Genomic DNA, 17,623 nt, shown 5'->3' with positions numbered 1-17,623 from the left:
GCTATGTCCCTCCCCCTCGACCGGCGCGCTTACGCCGATATGTACGGCCCCACGGTGGGCGACCGGGTGCGCCTCGGCGACACCGACCTCGTGATTGAAGTCGAGCAGGACTACTGCGTGTACGGCGAGGAATGCAAGTTCGGCGGCGGCAAGGTGCTGCGCGACGGCATGGGCCAGGCCGCCGGCATCAGCCAGGCCGAGGCGCTGGACCTGGTCATCACCAACGCCCTGGTGCTCGACTACACCGGCATCTACAAGGCCGATATCGGGGTGAAAAACGGGCGGATTTCGGGCATCGGCAAGGCCGGCAACCCGCACATCATGCCGGGCGTGAGTGCGGGCATGACGGTGGGCGTGACGACGGAAGTAGTGGCCGGCGAGGGGCTCATCCTCACCGCCGGCGGCATCGACTGCCACATCCACTTCATCAGCCCCCAGCAGATACCCGAAGCCCTGGCCTCGGGCGTGACGACGATGGTGGGCGGCGGCACGGGGCCCGCGGCTGGCACCACGGCCACCACCTGCACGCCGGGCGCGTTTTACATCGAGATGATGCTCAAGGCTACCGAAGGCTGGCCGCTCAACTTCGGCTTCCTGGGCAAGGGCAACTCGTCCCGGCCCGAGGGCCTGCGCGAGCAGGTGGAAGCCGGCGCGCTGGGCTTCAAGCTGCACGAGGACTGGGGCACCACCCCGGCCGCCATCGACCAGTGCCTGAGCATTGCCGAGGAGTACGACGTGCAGGTGTGCATTCACACCGATACGCTCAACGAAAGCGGCTTCGTGGAAACCAGCACGGGCGCGTTCAAAGGCCGCACCATCCACTCCTACCACACCGAGGGCGCGGGCGGCGGGCACGCCCCGGACATCATCAAAATCTGCGGCGAGCCGAACGTCATTCCGTCGAGCACCAACCCCACGCGGCCCTTCACGGCCAATACCATCGACGAGCACCTGGACATGCTCATGGTGTGCCACCACCTCGACCGCAACATTCCCGAGGACGTGGCCTTTGCCGAAAGCCGCATCCGCGGGGAAACCATTGCCGCCGAGGACATTCTGCACGATATGGGCGCGCTGAGCATCATTTCCTCCGACTCCCAGGCCATGGGCCGGGTGGGCGAGGTCATTACGCGCACCTGGCAGACGGCCCACAAGATGCGCCAGCAGCGCGGGCAACTGTCCGAAGACGCTGGTACCACGCACGACAACTTCCGCGCCCGGCGCTACGTGGCCAAGTACACCATCAACCCGGCCCGCGCCCACGGCTTCAGCCAGGAAATCGGCTCGGTGGAAGTGGGCAAGCTGGCCGACCTGGTCTTGTGGAAACCCGCTTTCTTCGGCGCCCGGCCCGAAATGATTATCAAAGGCGGCATCATCGTGCAAAGCCAGATGGGCGACGCCAACGCCTCCATTCCCACGCCCCAGCCCTCGTTTTCGCGGCCGATGTTCGGCTCCTTCGGCCAGGCCGTTGGCCAGACCTCGATGGTGTTCGTGTCGCAGGCGTCGGTGGCGCACGTGCGGCAGCACTACGGGCTGACCAAGCAAGTGGTGGCAGTGCGGGGCTGCCGCACGGTGCAGAAAAAGGACATGGCCCTGAACGACTACCTGCCCAACATTGCCGTCGACCCGGAAACCTACCGCGTCACCGTCGACGGCCAGCACCTGACCTGCGAGCCGGCCACCAAGCTGCCGCTGGCGCAGCTGTACAATTTGTTTTAGTGCTTGGTGCGTAGTGCCTGGTGCTTGGTTTTCAACCGCAGTTCAGGCCCTGATTCACCAATTGCCGGCTGCGCCTAAGCACCAAGCACCAACAACCACGCACTAAACATGCATTTCGCCCGCCTGCTGCACCTCGTGGATTCGGCTATTCCGACGGGCGCCTTCGCGTACTCGTACGGGCTGGAAAGCAGCGTTACGTTTGGGCTCATCCGCTCGGGCTTCGAGCTGCGCAACTACCTGTACTCGTTTCTGCAGCAGGTGGCCAGTCTGGAGCTGCCGTTTCTGCTCAGCTGCAGCCACCACGCCGGCCTCGATGCCGGTTTGCTCCCGATTGCGGAGGAATACGACGCGCTGCTGCTGGTGCCCGTGCTGCACCGCGCCAGCATCACCCAGGCCAAAAACTGGCTGCGCCTGCTCGAATCCTTCTACCCCGACGCCGCGCTGGCCGACATCAGCCGCTGGCACGAGGACGCCGGGCTGCCGCTGCACTTCGTCCCGGCCTTCGCGCTGGCCCTCACGCGCCTCGGCTACCCAGCCATCGATATCCAGGCCATGTACCTGCACATGGCCCTGCGCGACCAAATCAGCGCGGCCATCCGCCTGGGCCTCATCGGGCCGATGGAAGGCCACCGCCTGCAGCACGACTTCTACGCCGTGTTCGAGGAGCTACTGAGCCGCCACGCCGGCCGTGGCTACCAGCAGGCCACACGCTCTGCCTTCCTGCTCGACACCGCCCAGACCTTCCACGACGACATTTACTCCAAGCTTTTCCAAAACTAATCGTTGAACGTCATTCCGAGCGAAGCCGAGGAATCTCGCGTGCTGATGGCCGATAGTAAACTCAACGAGGGAATTACTATCCAGCGAGATGTCTCGACCAGCTCGACATGACGTTCTTTTTAATCTCCTCAAAAAATGGCCTTCGTCGACAAGCTTGCCATCCTGCTCCACGGCCACAATCCGCACGAGTACTACGAGTCGCCGGGTGACTTCAACGCCCGCGAAACCCGCCAGCTTCCCTCCTACCGCAACTTCCGCCAGCGTGCCTTCACGGTGGGCATCGGCGGACCGGTGGGCACGGGCAAAACGGCCCTGCTCAAGGCCCTGTGCGAGCGGCTGCGCGACGGGTTCGAGCTGGGCGTGGTCACCAACGACATCTTTACCCGCGAAGACGCCCAGTTCCTGACCCGCAACAACGCCCTGCCCCCCGAGCGCATCGTGGGGGTGGAAACCGGCGGCTGTCCCCACGCGGCCATCCGGGAGGACATTTCGCTGAACATGGACGCGTTGGAGGGACTAATGACGCGCTTCGGCCGCCTCGACTACCTGTTCGTGGAAAGCGGCGGCGACAACCTGGCCGCCCACTTCAGCCGCGAGCTGGTCGACTACTCCATCTACGTCATCGACGTGTCGGGCGGCGACAAGGTGCCGCGCAAGGGTGGCCCCGGCATCACGCAGTCAGATTTGCTGGTTATCAACAAAATCGACCTGGCCGAGCTGGTGCGCGCCGACCTGGGCGTGATGGACCGCGACGCCCGCAAGATGCGCGGGGAGGGCCCTTTCGTCTTCGCCCGCGCCCTCGACGGCCACAACCTCGACGTTATCATCGAGCACATCCACCAGGCCAAAGCCCGCGCCCTGGCCTCGGTGCGCGAGGATAGGCGGTAACCTCATGCGCAGCACCGGCTGTCATTGCGAGCGAAGCGAAGCAATCTTTCCTCTCGCGGCACGACGGCTCAACCGGCAGAAACCAGAAACCAGCCCCACCCGAACTTGCAGACGCGAGGTTTCGGGTGGGGCTGGTTTCGGTTGGCGGCTATTGTAGCGGCGGTGCTACTGGAGGAAGGATTGCTTCGTCGTGCCTCCTCGCAATGACGGCCGGTGTCGCCGCCGCTTAGTACTTGCGTGCCCACGGATTGTAGCCCAGCACGTCGGCGGCGGCAACGAGCTGCATCAGGGCCTCGCAGAGCGGCTGCAGATCGAGGCGGGAGCGGGCGGCGGCGCGCAGTACGAAGGCGTCGTCCTTGGCGCGGGCCACCGTGAGGGCGCAGGCGTGGTCGGTCAGGCGAAAGTTCAGCTCGCGGCGACCGGGCATCTGCAGCGCCAGCAATGCGGCCCCCAGGCGCTCAAACCGCGCTTCGCCGGGCGTGCCCACCAGGTACACCGACAGCGTGGTCTGGTACTGCTGAAAGTTGGCCGGCGAGGTGGCAATGTGCGCGGCGGGCTCGAAGCTAAACCGGTCGAGCACGCTCAAGCGGCCGGCGCGCCGGATGCGCAGCTCGGCGTGGTAGGCGTCGAAGGCGAATCGCTCGCCGGCATCGGTGCGGCCGGCGCTGAACCAATCGGCCAGCAGCAGCAGGGCGCCGGGTTGCAGCTGCCAGTGCTGCACCTGCCGGTAGCGGCTGCCCGCCTGCGGCACCACGGGGTCGGGAAACACCACGGCCACGGCATCTTCGCCCACTTCGCCCTCGAGGCGCTGCTCGGCCACGGCTCCGGCGGGCGACTTGTAGACCTTGGTGCTGGCCTGGGTGCCCAGAAACAGCCGCGTTGCGGCCTGGGCCCGCACCCGCAGCCGAATCACGTCGCCGGCCAGCATGCCGCCGCCGTAGCTGGACAGCACCACGTGGCAGCCGGCGGGGGCGCGCGGGTTCAGCAGCTTCAGCGGCTGCACGCTGCGGCTGCTGATGAGGCGCGAGTGGCCGCGCACCAGCGCCACGTCGATTTCGCTCCAGGTTTCGCGCGCGGGAGCCACCGGAAGCGCGGCCAGATGGTCGGGTAACGATGTGGTCATTCGGCGCTAATATGCGGCTTTCCGGGGCAGTTTCGCGCCGTGGGGCCCGTGCCCCCGGCAGTAGCCGACAGGACGAGCCGGATTCCGCCGCGGCTCCCGGTCGGCAGCTTCGGTTTCAGTTGGCGCAGTGGATAGCTCCGTTTACCTTGCTGCTACCATTCCGGCGCATTGGGCGCGGGTGGTTATCAGGGTCTTTAAATTCGAATGATTATGCCGCATCAACTGGCCAGCACGGAGGAAACCGGGGAGCTGGGAGTTCAATACCTGAAGCGTTTCTGGTCGCAAGCTCTGGCCAAGCGCAACGGCGTGTTCCTGGAGCCGAACGAAAAAAGCTGGCGCTTCGATAACCTGCTGCTCAACGGGCTGAGCCTACCGCTCGAAGAAACCACGCAGTACCTGCTAAGCCACGCCCCGAGCTTTGCGGAGTTTGAGCACTGGGTGCTGAGCAAGCACGACGGGCAGCTCGACCCGCTACAGATCGAGCGCCTCAACAGCCTGTTTTCCGGCCAGCCGTACTCCGCCGCCCTGCTGCAACGCCTGCAGGCGCTGGAGCAGGCCGACGACGTGCTCAGCGCGGAAGACCTGGCGTTCTGGGACGAGCACGGCTACGTGATTCTGCGCGGAGCCATTTCGAAAGAGCAGGCCCGGGCCACGGAAACGGCCGTGTGGGAAGCCTTGGGGATGAACCCACGGGACCCGGCTACCTGGTATGAGAAGCCCATCGGCAAGGGCATCATGATGGATTTTTACCATCACCCCACGCTGCGGGCCAACCGGCAGTCGGCGCGCATTCACAAAGCCTTTGCCCAGCTCTGGCAAACGGCCGACCTCTGGATGACCACCGACCGCACCAGCTTCAACCCACCCGAAACGCCCAAGCTTCCTTTTCAGGGCCCGCGCCTGCATTGGGACATGAGCCTGGAGCCGCCCCTGCGCTTCGGCACCCAGGGCCTGCTCTACCTCTGCGACACCCCGGCCGAACAGGGCGCCTTTTGCTGCGTGCCCGGCTTCCACCGCACCCTGCCCGCGTGGCTGGCCAGCCTGCCGCCCGGCACCGACCCGCGCCAGGTGAACCTGGACGCGCAGGCCGTGCCCATTGCCGCCGAAGCCGGCGACTTGGTCATCTGGCACCACGCCCTGCCCCACGGCAGCAGCCCCAACCGCGGCCATTACCCGCGCATCGTGCAGTACCTGAACATGTACCCGGTGGAGTTCAAGGAGAATCTGGCGTGGCTGTGAGCGGGCCTGGAGTCGGGCCCGACAGCTTTGCCCGCTTCTTTGTAGTTTATGGCTTCCCACCCACCCATCGGCTATGACTTCTCTTCGGCGAATCCACCATAAAGCCAAGTCCGCGGCTCTGTTTCTGGTTGTGTTGCTTGTCGTGCTAGGCAGTAGCGTCTGGGAGAAGCGCATGATGCACGCGATGCATACGTCCGCCGCGTCGCTGTACCAGGACCGGCTGCTGCCGGCCACCGGCCTGTTTCAGCTCAACGACCTGATGTACACCAAACAGCAGCTGCTGGACAGCTACCTGTTGCGCCCTTCGGCCACCCGGCAGCACTACGTGCAGGTGCAGCTCGGCGGCCGCAACGTGGAGGTCGACTCCATTCTCAGCCGCTACGAGGCGACCTACCTCGTGGCCGAGGAAACGCGAGTATTCGGGGCCCTCAAGGCGCGGCTGCACCAGTACAACGCCCTCGAACGGGAACTGCTGACCGCCGCCGGACCGACCGATCCGGCGCAGGCTCGCCGGTTGGCACGGCAGTTCACCCGCATCCACAACGACCTGACCCGCCTCAACCAGATTCAGCAGCGAGTAGGCCAGGAGCTATCCAAAAGCTCCCAGGACATGGAAGTGGACGCGGGTCTGCTCAGCAACCTGAAAATCGTAGTGCTGGTGGTATTCACGCTGGCCATTCTGCAGGCCCTGCTGCTCGACCGGCACCCGCTGGTGCCTAAAAATCTAAAGAACTTCCGGCTGAATTAACGAGCAAACCAAACAGCTCATTTCGAAAAATACGGGCAGCTACGTCCTCAAATGCGACTAATGTTGCTCGTGTCAGTGATTATAAGGGTTACAAGCTCAGATACCCAGGGCTTGGATGCTCTGTTTCAAAGTATACAAGCTGATTGTTGCCCAGAATCAGCAAGGTTGCTTCCTGCCCAAACGCAGTAGCTACTGCATCCTTGGTATCAAGCTCCAACTCATTGATTCGGTCATCATACGAAACGATATAACCAGACTTCAACTTCAGCTCAGTCGCTTTCTGAAACAAGGCCGTTCTTTTCTCGCCCGGATGGCCTTGCAACTCTTGAAACAAGCTGTAATTAATGTCTTGGCCGTGCTGAAGCATGGAAGCAATATATCCGTTACTCCTTCCTTTTTCTAAAAAGTATAGGTAATTCGGCCGCTTGATTTTGGCTATAAACTTCCGAATAAATGCTTCTTCTAAATCTGGCCGCATAGCGTGAAAATAAAGAAAGCGGCGCCTGATTCCTCAGGCGCCGCTTTCGTATAGGCTAATTCGCAAGTACTACTTCCCCGCTTCCACCTTGGTATCGATGCTCAGCTCCTTGAGCTGGGCGGCCGAAATTTCCGAGGGCGAGTCAATCATCACGTCGCGGCCGGAGTTGTTTTTGGGGAAGGCAATGAAGTCGCGGATGCTATCGGCGCCGCCGAACATGGAGCAGAGGCGGTCGAAGCCGAAGGCAATACCGCCGTGGGGCGGGGCGCCGTACTCAAAGGCGTTGAGCAGGAAGCCAAACTGCGCCTCGGCCTCCTCGGGCGAGAAGCCCAGCAGCTCGAACATGCGCGCCTGCACGCCGCGGTCATGAATACGGATGGAGCCGCCGCCGATTTCGGTGCCGTTGATGACCAGGTCGTAGGCGTTGGCGCGCACCTCGCCGGGCTTGGTGTCGAGCAGGGGCACATCCTCGGGCTTGGGCGAGGTGAAGGGGTGGTGCATGGCGTAGTGGCGGCCGTCCTCCTCGTTGTACTCCAGCAGCGGGAAATCGAGCACCCACAGCGGGCGGAAGTCCTCCTTGTTGCGCAGCCCGAGGCGCTGACCCATTTCCAGGCGCAGCTCGTTGAGGGCCTTGCGGGTTTTGTCGGCCGGGCCGGCCAGGATGAGCAGCAGGTCGCCGGGGTTGGCGCCGAAGGCTTCCTTCCACTGCTGGAGCACCTCCTGGGCGTAGAACTTATCTACCGACGACTTCACCGTGCCGTCGGGCTCCACGCGGGCGTATACTAGGCCGGTGGCGCCCACCTGGGGCCGCTTCACGAAGTCGGTCAGCTCGTCGAGCTGCTTGCGAGTGAAGCTGGCGCAGGTGTTGGCGTTGATGCCCACCACCAGCTCGGCGTTGTCGAACACTGGGAAACCCTGGCCTTGGGCCACCTCGTTCAGCTCCACGAACTCCATGGCGAAGCGCGTGTCGGGCTTGTCGGAGCCGTAGCGGCGCATGGCGTCGGCGTAGGTCATGCGCGGGAATTCGCCCGGGTCGAAGCCCTTCACCTCGATGAACAGCTGGCGCGTGAGGCCCTCGAAGGTCTGCAGGATGTCTTCCTGCTCTACGAAGGCCATTTCGCAGTCGATCTGGGTGAATTCGGGCTGACGGTCGGCGCGCAGGTCCTCGTCGCGGAAGCATTTCACGATCTGGAAGTAGCGGTCGAAGCCCGACACCATCAGCAGCTGCTTGAACGTCTGCGGCGACTGGGGCAGGGCGTAGAACTGGCCGGGGTTCATGCGCGAGGGCACCACGAAGTCGCGGGCACCTTCCGGGGTGCTCTTGATGAGCACCGGCGTTTCCACTTCCAGAAAGCCCTGCCCGTCGAGGTAGCGGCGCACCGACTGCGCGAGGCGGTGGCGCAGCTCCAGGTTACGGCGCACCGGATTGCGGCGCAAATCGAGGTAGCGGTACTTCATGCGGGCCTCGTCGCCGCCGTCCGTTTCGTCTTCGATCAGGAAGGGCGGCAGCTTGGCGGGGTTGAGCACCGTCAGGGTCTCGGGGCGGATTTCGACGTCGCCGGTGGGCAGGTTGGCGTTTTTCGAGTAGCGCTCGGCCACGCGGCCCGTCACGCTGACCACGAATTCGCGGCCCAGCTCGCGGGCCTGCTCGCGCAGCTGCTCGGCTTCCACGCCCTGCTCGAACACCACCTGGGTGATGCCGTACCGGTCGCGCAGGTCGAGGTAGAGCAGGGCGCCCTTGTCGCGGGTGCGCTGCACCCAGCCGCTGAGCGTAACGGTTTGACCAACATGTTCCTGGCGCAAGTCGCCGCAGGTGTGGGTTCGGAGCATAATTCGCAGGGTAAGCCCGCGCCGCGGGGCAGGCGGCAGCCGGGGTCGTTAGGGCCACTTGAAAGCGGCCGTACAATCAATTTCGGAGCCGGCAAAGATAGGCAAGCCGCGCGCCCGATTGGCACGTACAAGGCGCGTTGTGCAATTTGGCCCGGAATCTGCAAAGGGCCGCCCAACCGGCCATCCGGGCCCCAGAACCTGTCATTTCATCGTTTGTCCGCATCATTGCGGAAACTCTTTCGCCCCATGAAACGCTCCGCTTACCTGCTCGCCGCCACCGCCCTGCTCACCGTTTCGGCCGCGCAGGCCCAGACCAAGGTCAAGACCAAAACCAAGTCGGAAACGACCGGCACCCAGATCAAGTCCAAGTCGGAGGCCGAGCCGTTGGTGCTCGACGGCGGCATCAAGCGCGTGGAAACGCTGTCGGGCATTGACGTGTTTCCCAAGCCCAACTCCAACGCCGTGCTGCTGAGCTTCACCCAGCAGTTCACCAAGCCTGGCACGCTCACCATGACCAACTACAAGAAGGCCGTGGTGTACCAGCAGGCCCTCGACCCGGCCACCCACACCGGCGCCCCCGTCGACCTGGGCCACATCCCGGCCGGCACCTACTTGGTAGAAGCCAAAATCGACAACTACCTGTACTGGAAGAAGGTGAACATCAAGTACCCGTCGACGCCGGTGTCAAGCACCAAGAAAAAGAAGGGGCTGTTTTAAGTCTGAAGCCAGCTTCCCTACGTCACGCAGCGCAGAGCGAAGAATCCCGCGTGCTGACAGTGGCGTAATAGAACGTCATGCTGAGCGCAGCCGAAGCATCTCTACCGCTTCGTCCGATACTAATCTCAACGAGTGGATTACTATCCGTAGAGATGCTTCGGCTGCGCTCAGCATGACGTTCTTTTTTTGTTGCCTTTTGATCTGGCTCTTCCCACCTCCGAGAATTTTCCCGCCGCCGGCTGCGTTACTTTGCCGCCGATGACTGCCATGAAAACTGCTTTGCCCACCCGATTTCCCCACCTGTTGCTGACTGTATTGCCGCTGCTGATGGCCTTGGCCGCCTTTGCCCCGCCCAAGCTCAAGAAGGTGCAGGTGGCCAAAAACCTCACCGTGGGCCTGCCCGCCGACTTTCAGCCCCTGCCCGACGAGGCCATTGCCAGCAAGTATCCGGCCGTGCGCAAGCCGCTGGCCGTGTACAGCAACCCCGCCGGCCGCATCGACTACAGCATTGCCGCGCGTCAGACCACGTTCAGCAACAAGGATTACGGCCTGCTGCTCAAGATTTACGAGTCGAAGCTGAAGAGCACCTATTCCAAGGTCGACGTCATCACCCACGACATCAAGACCATCAACAAGCGCGACTTCATGGTGCTGGAGTTCGTCTCGACGCTGAGCGACAACCGCCGGGGCCGCGAAATGATGGCCCCGCTGCGTCGCTACGAGCTGATGCAGTACGCCATCGAGGGCGACCAGCAGTACGTGTTTCACTTCATCTGCCCGGTGGAGGAGCAGGCGCAGTACCAGCCCGTGGCCCAGGCCATTATGCAGAGCGTGGAGCTGAAGTAATCTTGCCGCTGAAAGCAACAAAAAAGCCCCGCCTAGCAACAGGCGGGGCTTTTTTGCAGGCTGATTACAGCTGATTGTAAGCCCGAATCAGCGCCATGAACGACTCGCGGTAGGCGTCGCCGACGGGGAGCAGGCGGCCGGCAATCTGCACCTTGCCGCGCTCCACGTGCTCGATGCGGTTCAGCGCCACCAGAAAGGACTTGTGGATGCGGGCGAAGCGCTGCGGCGGCAGCACCTCCTCCACCCGGCGGAAGGACTGCAGGGTGAGGATTTTGCCGCTTTCGGCGGTGTAAATCATCAGGTAGTCCTTCATGCCCTCGATATAGAGGATGTCGTCGAAGGCCACGCGCTGCAGGCGGTGCTCGTTCTTGACGAACATGGCGTCGGCCGCCACGGGCGCGTGGTGCTCCGGGTGCGCCGTTACCGCATCAGCACCCGCGGGCTCGGTGGGGGCGGCGACGGTTTCGGCGGGCGCGAAGCTGTGGTAGAGGCGGTTGGCGGCCTGCACGAAGCGCTGGAAGCCGATGGGCTTGACCAGGTAATCGGCCACGCCCAGCTCGTAGCCCTGCACGGCGTACTGGTCGTAGGCGGTGGTGAGCACCACTCGGCTGCGGCCCGGCGGCAGAATCTGGGCCAGCTGAATGCCGGTCAGGCCGGGCATCTCGATGTCGAGAAAGACCACGTCGACGGGGTGGGTTTGCAGGTAAGCCAGGGCCGACATGGCGTCGTGGAAGGTGGCCACCAGCTGCAGAAACGGCAGCTGGGCGCAGTAGCGCTGCATCACGGCGGTGGCCAGCGGCTCGTCGTCGACGGCAACGCAGGTGAGCACGCGGGTGGGCGGAGCGGCAGACGGGGTTTCCATAGGCAAAGAAGGCGGCTAGGCCAGGGCGGGTTGGGCGAGGGGCAGCGGCGCGGGCGTGGCCCCGGCCGGCGTCAGAATCAGCGTGAGCGTGGCGCGGTAGTACTCCGGCGTTTCGTCGATGTGCAGGCCGTAGCGCGTGGGATAGAGCAGCTGCAGGCGGCGGCGCAGGTTGCTCAGGCCCACCCCCCCGGGCTGGGGCGGCCCGGGGCGCGGGGCGCGGCGACGGTTCTGCACGCTAAATATCAGCTCGGGGCCGGTGTGCGTCAGCTCCAGCTCCACGGCGTGGGGCCGGGCCGTCAGGTCGCCGTGCTTGAAGGCGTTTTCGACCAGGGGCAGCAGCAGCATGGGCGCCACCGCCAGGTTGGATTCGGCCAGCTCGGGCGCTACGTCGAAGCGCAGGCACTCGGGGCCCGCGCCGGGCAGGCGCAGCAGGTGCAGGCTCAGAAAATTGCGCAGGTGGGCCACTTCCTTGCGCAGCGGCACGGTGTCGGTGGCCGATTCGTAGAGCAGGTAGCGCATCAGGTCGGCCAGCTGCAGCACGGCGTTGGCGGCGGGGGCCTCCACGTCGTCGGCGCTGGCCAGGGAGTAGATGTTGTTGAGCGTGTTGAAGAGAAAGTGCGGGTTGATCTGGGCCTTGAGCAAACTCAGCTCGGCCGCCAGGTGCTGCCGGGCCAGCTCCTGCTGCTGCCGCTCGGCCTGCTGGCGGCGGCGCTGCTCGTGCTGGTGGTCGTGGGCCAGGCGCAGGTAGATGCCCAGCAGCAGCACCAGCAGGGTGGCCGGCACGATGTTCTTGCCGGTGGTGCCGGCGCCGGCTTCCTGGGCCGCGCTGGCCGACTTGTAGCCCTGCCGGTAGCCCGCCCGCAGCCCGGCCATAAACGAGCTGGGCGCGTCTTTGCCGGGCGCCGGCACCTCCACTTTGGCGGGAAAGAGCGAGGGCATCAGCCCCAAGGACACGTTGGTGGTCAGGCGCAGCACGCTGGTGGCGGCCACCGTCAGCAGCACCACCAGCAGCAGGCGCACGGGCCGCTGCCGGTGCAGGTGGCGCGGCACTACGACCAGCCAGGTGAAGTAAAACAGCGCGGCGTAGGTGGCTACCGTCAGCGCCAGGTCGGTCAGCATCAGCGGCCACGACCACGCCGCGGCGTCCTCCACCAGCCACTTGATGCCCAGGCGCAGCAGGTTGGTGCCCAGCAGCAGCGTCCAGAGCAGGGCGTGAATGCCCACCGGAATGGCCTGCGGGGCCGCCGGGCGCAGCCACCACGCGGCCAGGGCCGAGGCTCCGCGCTTCATAAATTCAGCCATAGCAAAGCGAAAAAGCCCGCGCCGGGCACGGCAGCACCCAGTCACGGTACCCGAAAATAGCCATTGGCGGGCGCACGACGGGCGAAGAATCGACCAACGCCGGTGCGGGGGCGCCCCAACGGCCCCGGCGGCGCCCAAAACGCCGGGCCCGACCGGCACATGGCCCGGCAGCCGCCGTTGCCGTTCGTCGCGGCGGGGTTGGTCGATTTGGCGGGGCTTGCCAGAGCAGAAAAAGTAGGTTTGTTTTCGGCGGTCGGGCGCTGGCGCGGTGGCCGTCAGCGGCTTGCCGCGGCGGAATTAATCGGTGCCCCGGACAACTGTGGCCCGCCCGGCGCCTATCTTATCCGCGAATCTTCCCAACGCTCCTTCTTTCAACCCTTTCTGTGCATGGAACTGCTGATCGAACACCTCTCCAAAACCTACCCCAACGGCACCAAGGCCCTCAACGACGTGTCGCTGCGCATTGAGCCGGGCATGTTCGGGCTGCTGGGCCCCAACGGCGCCGGCAAGTCCTCGCTGATGCGCACGATTTCCACCCTGCAGGAAGCCGATTCGGGCTCCATTCAGCTAGGCGACATCGACGTGTTGCGCCAGCCCGAGCGGGTGCGGCAGGTGCTGGGCTACCTGCCCCAGGAATTCGGGGTGTACCCCAAGGTGACGGCGGCCGAGCTGCTGGAGCACTTCGCCGTGCTCAAGGGCATCAGCAATAAGTCGGAAAGAAGGCAGGTGGTCGACGCGCTGCTGCAGCAGACCAACCTCTACAACGTGCGCAACAAGAACCTGGGTGGCTACTCCGGCGGCATGAAGCAGCGCTTCGGCATCGCGCAGGCGTTGCTGGGCAACCCGCGCCTGATCATCGTGGACGAGCCCACCGCCGGCCTCGACCCGACCGAGCGCAACCGCTTCCACAACCTGCTGGCCGAAATCGGCGAGGACCGCATCGTGATTCTCTCCACCCACATCGTGTCGGACGTGTCGGATTTGTGCCGGCAGTTTGCCATCATCAACAAGGGGCAGGTGCTCTACACCGGCGACCCGCTGCGCGCCATCGAGGAGATGCGCGGGCAGATCTGGCGGCGCACTATCCGCAAGGACGAGCTGGACAGCTACCAGCAGCAGTTTTCGGTGATTAGCTCGCGCCTGTTCGCCGGGCAGACCATCATCCATGTGCACAGCCTGGCCCAGCCCGGCAACGGCTTCGAGGGCATCGAGCCCACGCTGGAAGACGTGTACTTCGCCCGCATCCACGCCGCCGAGCAGGTGGCGACGCAAACGGTAAACGGCTAAACCCTAACGCCATGCTGAGCCGACGCCTGGGCGTCATGCTGAGCTTGTCGAAGCATCTCTACCGCTTCGTTGGATAGTAATTCCACTATCTGGCGTCAGCACGCGAGATTCCTCGACTGCGCTCGGAATGACGTGCTGATGAACTTCGCTCGACATGACGGTCAAGAAGACCCCAACCCATGTTCCTCGAAATATTCCTCTTCGAACTGCGCTACCGGCTGAAGCGGCCGGCGACGTACATCTACTTCGCGCTGCTGGCCCTGATGGCCTTCCTGTTCATGCTGGCCATTGCCGGCGCGTTCGGCGTCAACATCTCGGTGGGCGGCGGCTCGGGCAAGATGCTGGCCAACTCGGCCTACCAGATCAACACGCTGCTGACGGTCATCAGCCTGTTCGGGGTGTTCATCACCTCAGCCATGATGGGCACGCCGGTATTCCGCGACTTCGACCACCGCACCCACTCGCTGTACTACACCGCGCCCATCACCAAGACCGGCTACCTCGGCGGGCGCTTCCTGGGCTCGTTCGTGGTGACGCTGCTGGTGTTTCTGGGCGCGGCCCTGGGCGCCTGGCTGGCCACCTACTGGCCCACCATCGACGCGACGCGGCTGGGGCCGAACCAGCTGGTGAACTACCTGATGCCCTACCTGCAGTTCGTCATTCCGAACGTGTTCCTGACCGGGGCCATCTTCTTCACCGGGGCCACGCTCACGCGCTCGGCCCTGGCCATTTACCTGGGCGGGGTGCTGTTTCTGGTGCTCTACTCCATCAGCGGCTCCCTGCAGCAGGACATGGACAGCGAAACCCTGCGCAGTCTGCTCGACCCGCTGGGCGGCCAGGCCATCGACCTGACGCAGCGCTACTGGACGGTGGCCGAAAAGAACACCCTGCTGTTGCCCTGGAGCCAGTGGGTGGTACAAAACCGCCTGCTCTGGCTCACGGTGGGCCTCGTCACGCTGGGCGTGTGCTTTGCCGTGTTCCGCTTCTCGTTTGCCAACAAGGCCGACTCGGGCCCGCGCCCCAAGGCCGGCGCCCTGGGCGTGGCCGACGCGCCGGGCAAGCTGGTGCTGCCCCGCGTGACGCCCCGCTTCACCGCCGGCCTGGCCTGGCAGCAACTCGGGCGCCTGCTGCGGCTGGAGTTCCTGAGCACCGTGCGCAGCGTGTACTTCATCGGCATTGCCGGCGCGGGCGTGCTGTTCCTGCTGATTTCGGGCATGCAGGTGGGCAAGATGTACGGCACCAACACCTTCCCCACCACCCCGGTGGTGGTGCAGCTGCTGGCCGGCACCTTCGCCCTGTTTCAGCTCATCATCATCACCTTCTACGCCGGCGAGCTGGTGTGGCGCGAGCGGGACTCGAAGGTCAACCAGATCTACGACGCCATGCCCATGCCCTCCTGGGTGCCCTTCGTGGCCAAGCTGGGGGCGCTGATGGCCCTGCAGGTGGTACTGCTGGCGGTGGTCATGCTCTGCGGCATCCTGCTGCAGACGTTCAAGGGCTACTTCCACTACGAGCTGGACGTGTACGTGAAGGAGCTGTTCGGCTTCCGCCTCATCGGCATGCTGATGATGTGCGTGCTGGCCATGCTGATTCAGGTGCTGGCCAACAACAAGTTCATGGGTCACTTCATCATGATCCTGTACTACGCCCTGAACATCTTCAAGGGCACGCTGGGCATCGAGCACAACCTGATTGCCTTCAACTCCAACCCCGCGGTGCTCTACTCGGCCATGAACGGCTACGGGCACTTCGTCTGGCCGTTCTTCGCCTTCAAGCTCTACTGGGGCGCCTTCGCGGTGCTGCTGGCCCTGGCCTCGGCCCTGCTCTGGCCCCGCGGCACCGAAACGCGCTTCTCGTGGCGCCTGCAGCAGGCCCGCTTCGGCTTCTCGCCGGCGCTGGCGGCGGTGGCCGGCGCGGCCCTGCTGGCCTTCGTGGGCCTGGGCGGCTACATCTACTACAACACCAACGTGCTGAACCAGTACCGCACCTCCGACCAGGACGACGAGCTGGCCGCCGCGTTTGAGCGCAAGTACAAGCGCTACGAAAAGGCCGCCCAGCCGCGCATTTCGGCCGTCAACGTGAACGTGGACATCTTCCCCGAGGAGCGCGACGTGCGCTTCCGGGGCGCCTACTGGCTCGTGAACCGCACCCGGCAGGCTATCGACTCGCTGCACCTGATGGGCGCCGCCGAGGCCGAGGTGAAGCAGCTGGCCCTGGCCCGCCCGGCCAAGCAGGTGCTGCACGAGCAGATCGGCGACGCCGACTACCGCATCCTGCGCCTCGCGCAGCCCCTGCAGCCCGGCGACTCTGTGCAGCTGAACTTCGATTTGGCCTACACCAACCCCGGTTTCCAGAACCGCGGCTCCAACACCAGCATCGTCTACAACGGCACCTTCGTCAACTCCCAAATGCTGCCCCACATCGGCTACCAGTCCGATTGGGAGCTGGGCGACGACGACACCCGCAAGGAGCAGGGCCTGAAGCCCAAGCCGCGCATGGCCGCAGTGACTGACTCGCTGGCGCGCATGAATACCTACATCAGCAACGACGCCGACTGGATTCGTTTCGAGACGACGGTGAGTACCTCGCCCGACCAGGTGGCCGTGGCCCCGGGCTACCTGCAGAAGGAATGGACCCAGGACGGGCGCCGCTACTTCCACTACAAGATGGACGCGCCCATCCTGAACTTCTACTCCTTCCTCTCGGCCCGCTACCAGGTCTATAAGGATAAGTGGAACAACGTGCCGATTGAAATCTACTACCACCCGGGGCACGAGTACAACCTGCAGCGCATGGTGCGGGGCGTGAAGGAAGGGCTGAGCTACTACACCACGCACTTCGGCCCCTACCAGCACCGGCAGGTGCGCATCCTGGAGTTTCCGGGCTATAGCTCGTTCGCGCAGTCATTCCCGAACACGATTCCCTTCTCCGAAAGCATCGGCTTCGTGGCCGACGTGGACTCGACCGACCCCAAGGACATCGACTACCCGCTCTACGTGACGGCCCACGAGGTGGCCCACCAGTGGTTTGCCCACCAGATCATCGGCGGCAACGTGCAGGGCTCGACCCTGATGGCCGAAACCCTGAGCCAGTACGGGGCCCTGATGGTGATGAAGCACCTCTACGGCGCCGACAAGATGAAGAAGTTCCTGCGCTTCGAGCTCGACGACTACCTGCAGGGCCGCGGCTTCGAGCAGAAAAAGGAAGTGCCGCTGTACCTGGTCGAAAACCAGCCCTACATCCACTACCGCAAAGGCTCCCTGGTGATGTATGCCCTGCAGGACTACATCGGCGAGGACGCGGTGAATGCCGCCATCCAGGAATACCGCGACAAGGTGGCCTTCCAGCGCCCCCCGTTCACCAACTCGGTGGAATTCATCGGCTACCTGCGCAAGCACACGCCCGACTCCTTGCAGTACCTGGTCACGGACATGTTCGAGAAGATTACGCTCTACGAGAACAAGGTGGACTCGGCCTCCTACCGCAAGCTGCCCAACGGCCAGTACCGGGTGCAGTTCACCGTGGATACCAAAAAGTTCTACGCCGACTCCCTGGGCAACGAAACGGCCGCCAAAACCCAGGATTTCGTCGACGTGGGCGTGATGGGCCGCCGCAAGGACAAGGCCGGCAAGTGGCACGACGTGCCGTTGCTGGTGCAGAAGCGCCGCCTGCAGCCCGGCCGCAACCGCATCGAGCTGACCGTGCCCACCAAGCCCGAGCGCGTCGGCATCGACCCCTTCAACAAGCTCATCGACCGCAACCCGGACGACAACGTGAAGATTCCGGAGGAGAAAAAGGCCTAGC

Annotated in this window: 14 protein-coding genes; 9 read left to right on the top strand and 5 right to left on the bottom strand. The window is 64.2% G+C overall.

Going from position 1 to position 17,623, the window contains the following annotated elements; all coding sequences use genetic code 11:
* The first annotated feature begins 3 nt into the window (after positions 1-3).
* The 3 genes from ureC to ureG all read left to right on the top strand — a co-directional run bounded on the left by ureC (position 4) and on the right by ureG (position 3,387).
* On the top strand, positions 4-1,719 hold the full coding sequence (gene ureC / locus FDY95_RS23915) for an urease subunit alpha (protein ID WP_138081883.1): 1,716 nt from the start codon (positions 4-6) through the stop codon (positions 1,717-1,719).
* Positions 1,720-1,827: 108 nt separating this feature from the next.
* Positions 1,828-2,499 carry an urease accessory protein UreF gene (locus FDY95_RS23910; protein ID WP_138081881.1) on the top strand — a complete coding sequence of 224 codons (672 nt, stop codon included), beginning with the start codon at positions 1,828-1,830 and terminating at the stop codon, positions 2,497-2,499.
* Between the two features lie 135 nt (positions 2,500-2,634).
* On the top strand, positions 2,635-3,387 hold the full coding sequence (ureG, locus tag FDY95_RS23905) for an urease accessory protein UreG (protein WP_138081880.1): 753 nt from the start codon (positions 2,635-2,637) through the stop codon (positions 3,385-3,387).
* A gap of 226 nt (positions 3,388-3,613) precedes the next feature.
* Here the strand turns inward: ureG and FDY95_RS23900 are convergent, their stop codons facing one another.
* Entirely contained in the window at positions 3,614-4,510 is an 897-nt protein-coding gene (locus FDY95_RS23900) for an urease accessory protein UreD (protein ID WP_138081878.1), read from the bottom strand.
* 210 nt (positions 4,511-4,720) lie between these two features.
* Between FDY95_RS23900 and FDY95_RS23895 the strand changes: the two genes are divergently transcribed.
* Together FDY95_RS23895 and FDY95_RS23890 are read left to right on the top strand one after the other, a co-directional pair.
* Entirely contained in the window at positions 4,721-5,749 is a 1,029-nt protein-coding gene (locus FDY95_RS23895; RefSeq protein ID WP_138081876.1) for a phytanoyl-CoA dioxygenase family protein, read from the top strand.
* 73 nt (positions 5,750-5,822) lie between these two features.
* Positions 5,823-6,497 carry an MCP four helix bundle domain-containing protein gene (locus tag FDY95_RS23890; RefSeq protein WP_138081874.1) on the top strand — a complete coding sequence of 225 codons (675 nt, stop codon included), beginning with the start codon at positions 5,823-5,825 and terminating at the stop codon, positions 6,495-6,497.
* Between the two features lie 88 nt (positions 6,498-6,585).
* Here FDY95_RS23890 and FDY95_RS23885 read toward each other — a convergent pair whose 3' ends face one another.
* Positions 6,586-6,975 carry a hypothetical protein gene (locus tag FDY95_RS23885; protein ID WP_138081872.1) on the bottom strand — a complete coding sequence of 130 codons (390 nt, stop codon included), beginning with the start codon at positions 6,973-6,975 and terminating at the stop codon, positions 6,586-6,588.
* A gap of 69 nt (positions 6,976-7,044) precedes the next feature.
* Positions 7,045-8,805 (bottom strand): aspartate--tRNA ligase, encoded by a 1,761-nt coding sequence (aspS, locus tag FDY95_RS23880; protein WP_138081870.1) that lies wholly within the window; start codon positions 8,803-8,805, stop codon positions 7,045-7,047.
* Positions 8,806-9,051: 246 nt separating this feature from the next.
* On the opposite strand from aspS, the gene FDY95_RS23875 reads away from it, so the two are divergent.
* Positions 9,052-9,522 carry a hypothetical protein gene (locus FDY95_RS23875; RefSeq protein ID WP_138081868.1) on the top strand — a complete coding sequence of 157 codons (471 nt, stop codon included), beginning with the start codon at positions 9,052-9,054 and terminating at the stop codon, positions 9,520-9,522.
* Between the two features lie 267 nt (positions 9,523-9,789).
* Positions 9,790-10,368: a hypothetical protein gene (locus tag FDY95_RS23870; protein WP_138081866.1), complete on the top strand. Its 579-nt coding sequence runs from the start codon at positions 9,790-9,792 to the stop codon at positions 10,366-10,368.
* Between the two features lie 64 nt (positions 10,369-10,432).
* Here the strand turns inward: FDY95_RS23870 and FDY95_RS23865 are convergent, their stop codons facing one another.
* Positions 10,433-11,230 (bottom strand): LytR/AlgR family response regulator transcription factor, encoded by a 798-nt coding sequence (locus FDY95_RS23865; RefSeq protein ID WP_138081864.1) that lies wholly within the window; start codon positions 11,228-11,230, stop codon positions 10,433-10,435.
* A 15-nt stretch (positions 11,231-11,245) separates the two neighbouring features.
* Positions 11,246-12,532 (bottom strand): sensor histidine kinase, encoded by a 1,287-nt coding sequence (locus FDY95_RS23860; protein WP_138081862.1) that lies wholly within the window; start codon positions 12,530-12,532, stop codon positions 11,246-11,248.
* A 387-nt stretch (positions 12,533-12,919) separates the two neighbouring features.
* On the opposite strand from FDY95_RS23860, the gene FDY95_RS23855 reads away from it, so the two are divergent.
* Positions 12,920-13,819 (top strand): ABC transporter ATP-binding protein, encoded by a 900-nt coding sequence (locus tag FDY95_RS23855; protein ID WP_138081860.1) that lies wholly within the window; start codon positions 12,920-12,922, stop codon positions 13,817-13,819.
* Between the two features lie 179 nt (positions 13,820-13,998).
* Positions 13,999-17,622, top strand: a complete 3,624-nt coding sequence (locus tag FDY95_RS23850) for an ABC transporter permease/M1 family aminopeptidase (RefSeq protein ID WP_138081858.1) — start codon at positions 13,999-14,001, stop codon at positions 17,620-17,622.
* Position 17,623: the final 1 nt, after the last annotated feature.

The sequence above is a fragment of the Hymenobacter jeollabukensis genome, assembly GCF_005771675.1.
GTDB lineage: Bacteria > Bacteroidota > Bacteroidia > Cytophagales > Hymenobacteraceae > Solirubrum > Solirubrum jeollabukense.
The sequence above is the reverse complement of the archived record's forward strand: the minus strand, read 5'-3'. Positions and strand labels throughout refer to the sequence as shown.

Coding starts and splice junctions, on each gene's coding strand:
- ureC (WP_138081883.1), top strand. CDS start 4: ATGTCCCTCCCCCTCGACCGGCGCGCTTACGCCGATATGTACGGCCCC.
- FDY95_RS23910 (WP_138081881.1), top strand. CDS start 1,828: ATGCATTTCGCCCGCCTGCTGCACCTCGTGGATTCGGCTATTCCGACG.
- ureG (WP_138081880.1), top strand. CDS start 2,635: ATGGCCTTCGTCGACAAGCTTGCCATCCTGCTCCACGGCCACAATCCG.
- FDY95_RS23900 (WP_138081878.1), bottom strand. CDS start 4,510: ATGACCACATCGTTACCCGACCATCTGGCCGCGCTTCCGGTGGCTCCC.
- FDY95_RS23895 (WP_138081876.1), top strand. CDS start 4,721: ATGCCGCATCAACTGGCCAGCACGGAGGAAACCGGGGAGCTGGGAGTT.
- FDY95_RS23890 (WP_138081874.1), top strand. CDS start 5,823: ATGACTTCTCTTCGGCGAATCCACCATAAAGCCAAGTCCGCGGCTCTG.
- FDY95_RS23885 (WP_138081872.1), bottom strand. CDS start 6,975: ATGCGGCCAGATTTAGAAGAAGCATTTATTCGGAAGTTTATAGCCAAA.
- aspS (WP_138081870.1), bottom strand. CDS start 8,805: ATGCTCCGAACCCACACCTGCGGCGACTTGCGCCAGGAACATGTTGGT.
- FDY95_RS23875 (WP_138081868.1), top strand. CDS start 9,052: ATGAAACGCTCCGCTTACCTGCTCGCCGCCACCGCCCTGCTCACCGTT.
- FDY95_RS23870 (WP_138081866.1), top strand. CDS start 9,790: ATGAAAACTGCTTTGCCCACCCGATTTCCCCACCTGTTGCTGACTGTA.
- FDY95_RS23865 (WP_138081864.1), bottom strand. CDS start 11,230: ATGGAAACCCCGTCTGCCGCTCCGCCCACCCGCGTGCTCACCTGCGTT.
- FDY95_RS23860 (WP_138081862.1), bottom strand. CDS start 12,532: ATGGCTGAATTTATGAAGCGCGGAGCCTCGGCCCTGGCCGCGTGGTGG.
- FDY95_RS23855 (WP_138081860.1), top strand. CDS start 12,920: ATGGAACTGCTGATCGAACACCTCTCCAAAACCTACCCCAACGGCACC.
- FDY95_RS23850 (WP_138081858.1), top strand. CDS start 13,999: ATGTTCCTCGAAATATTCCTCTTCGAACTGCGCTACCGGCTGAAGCGG.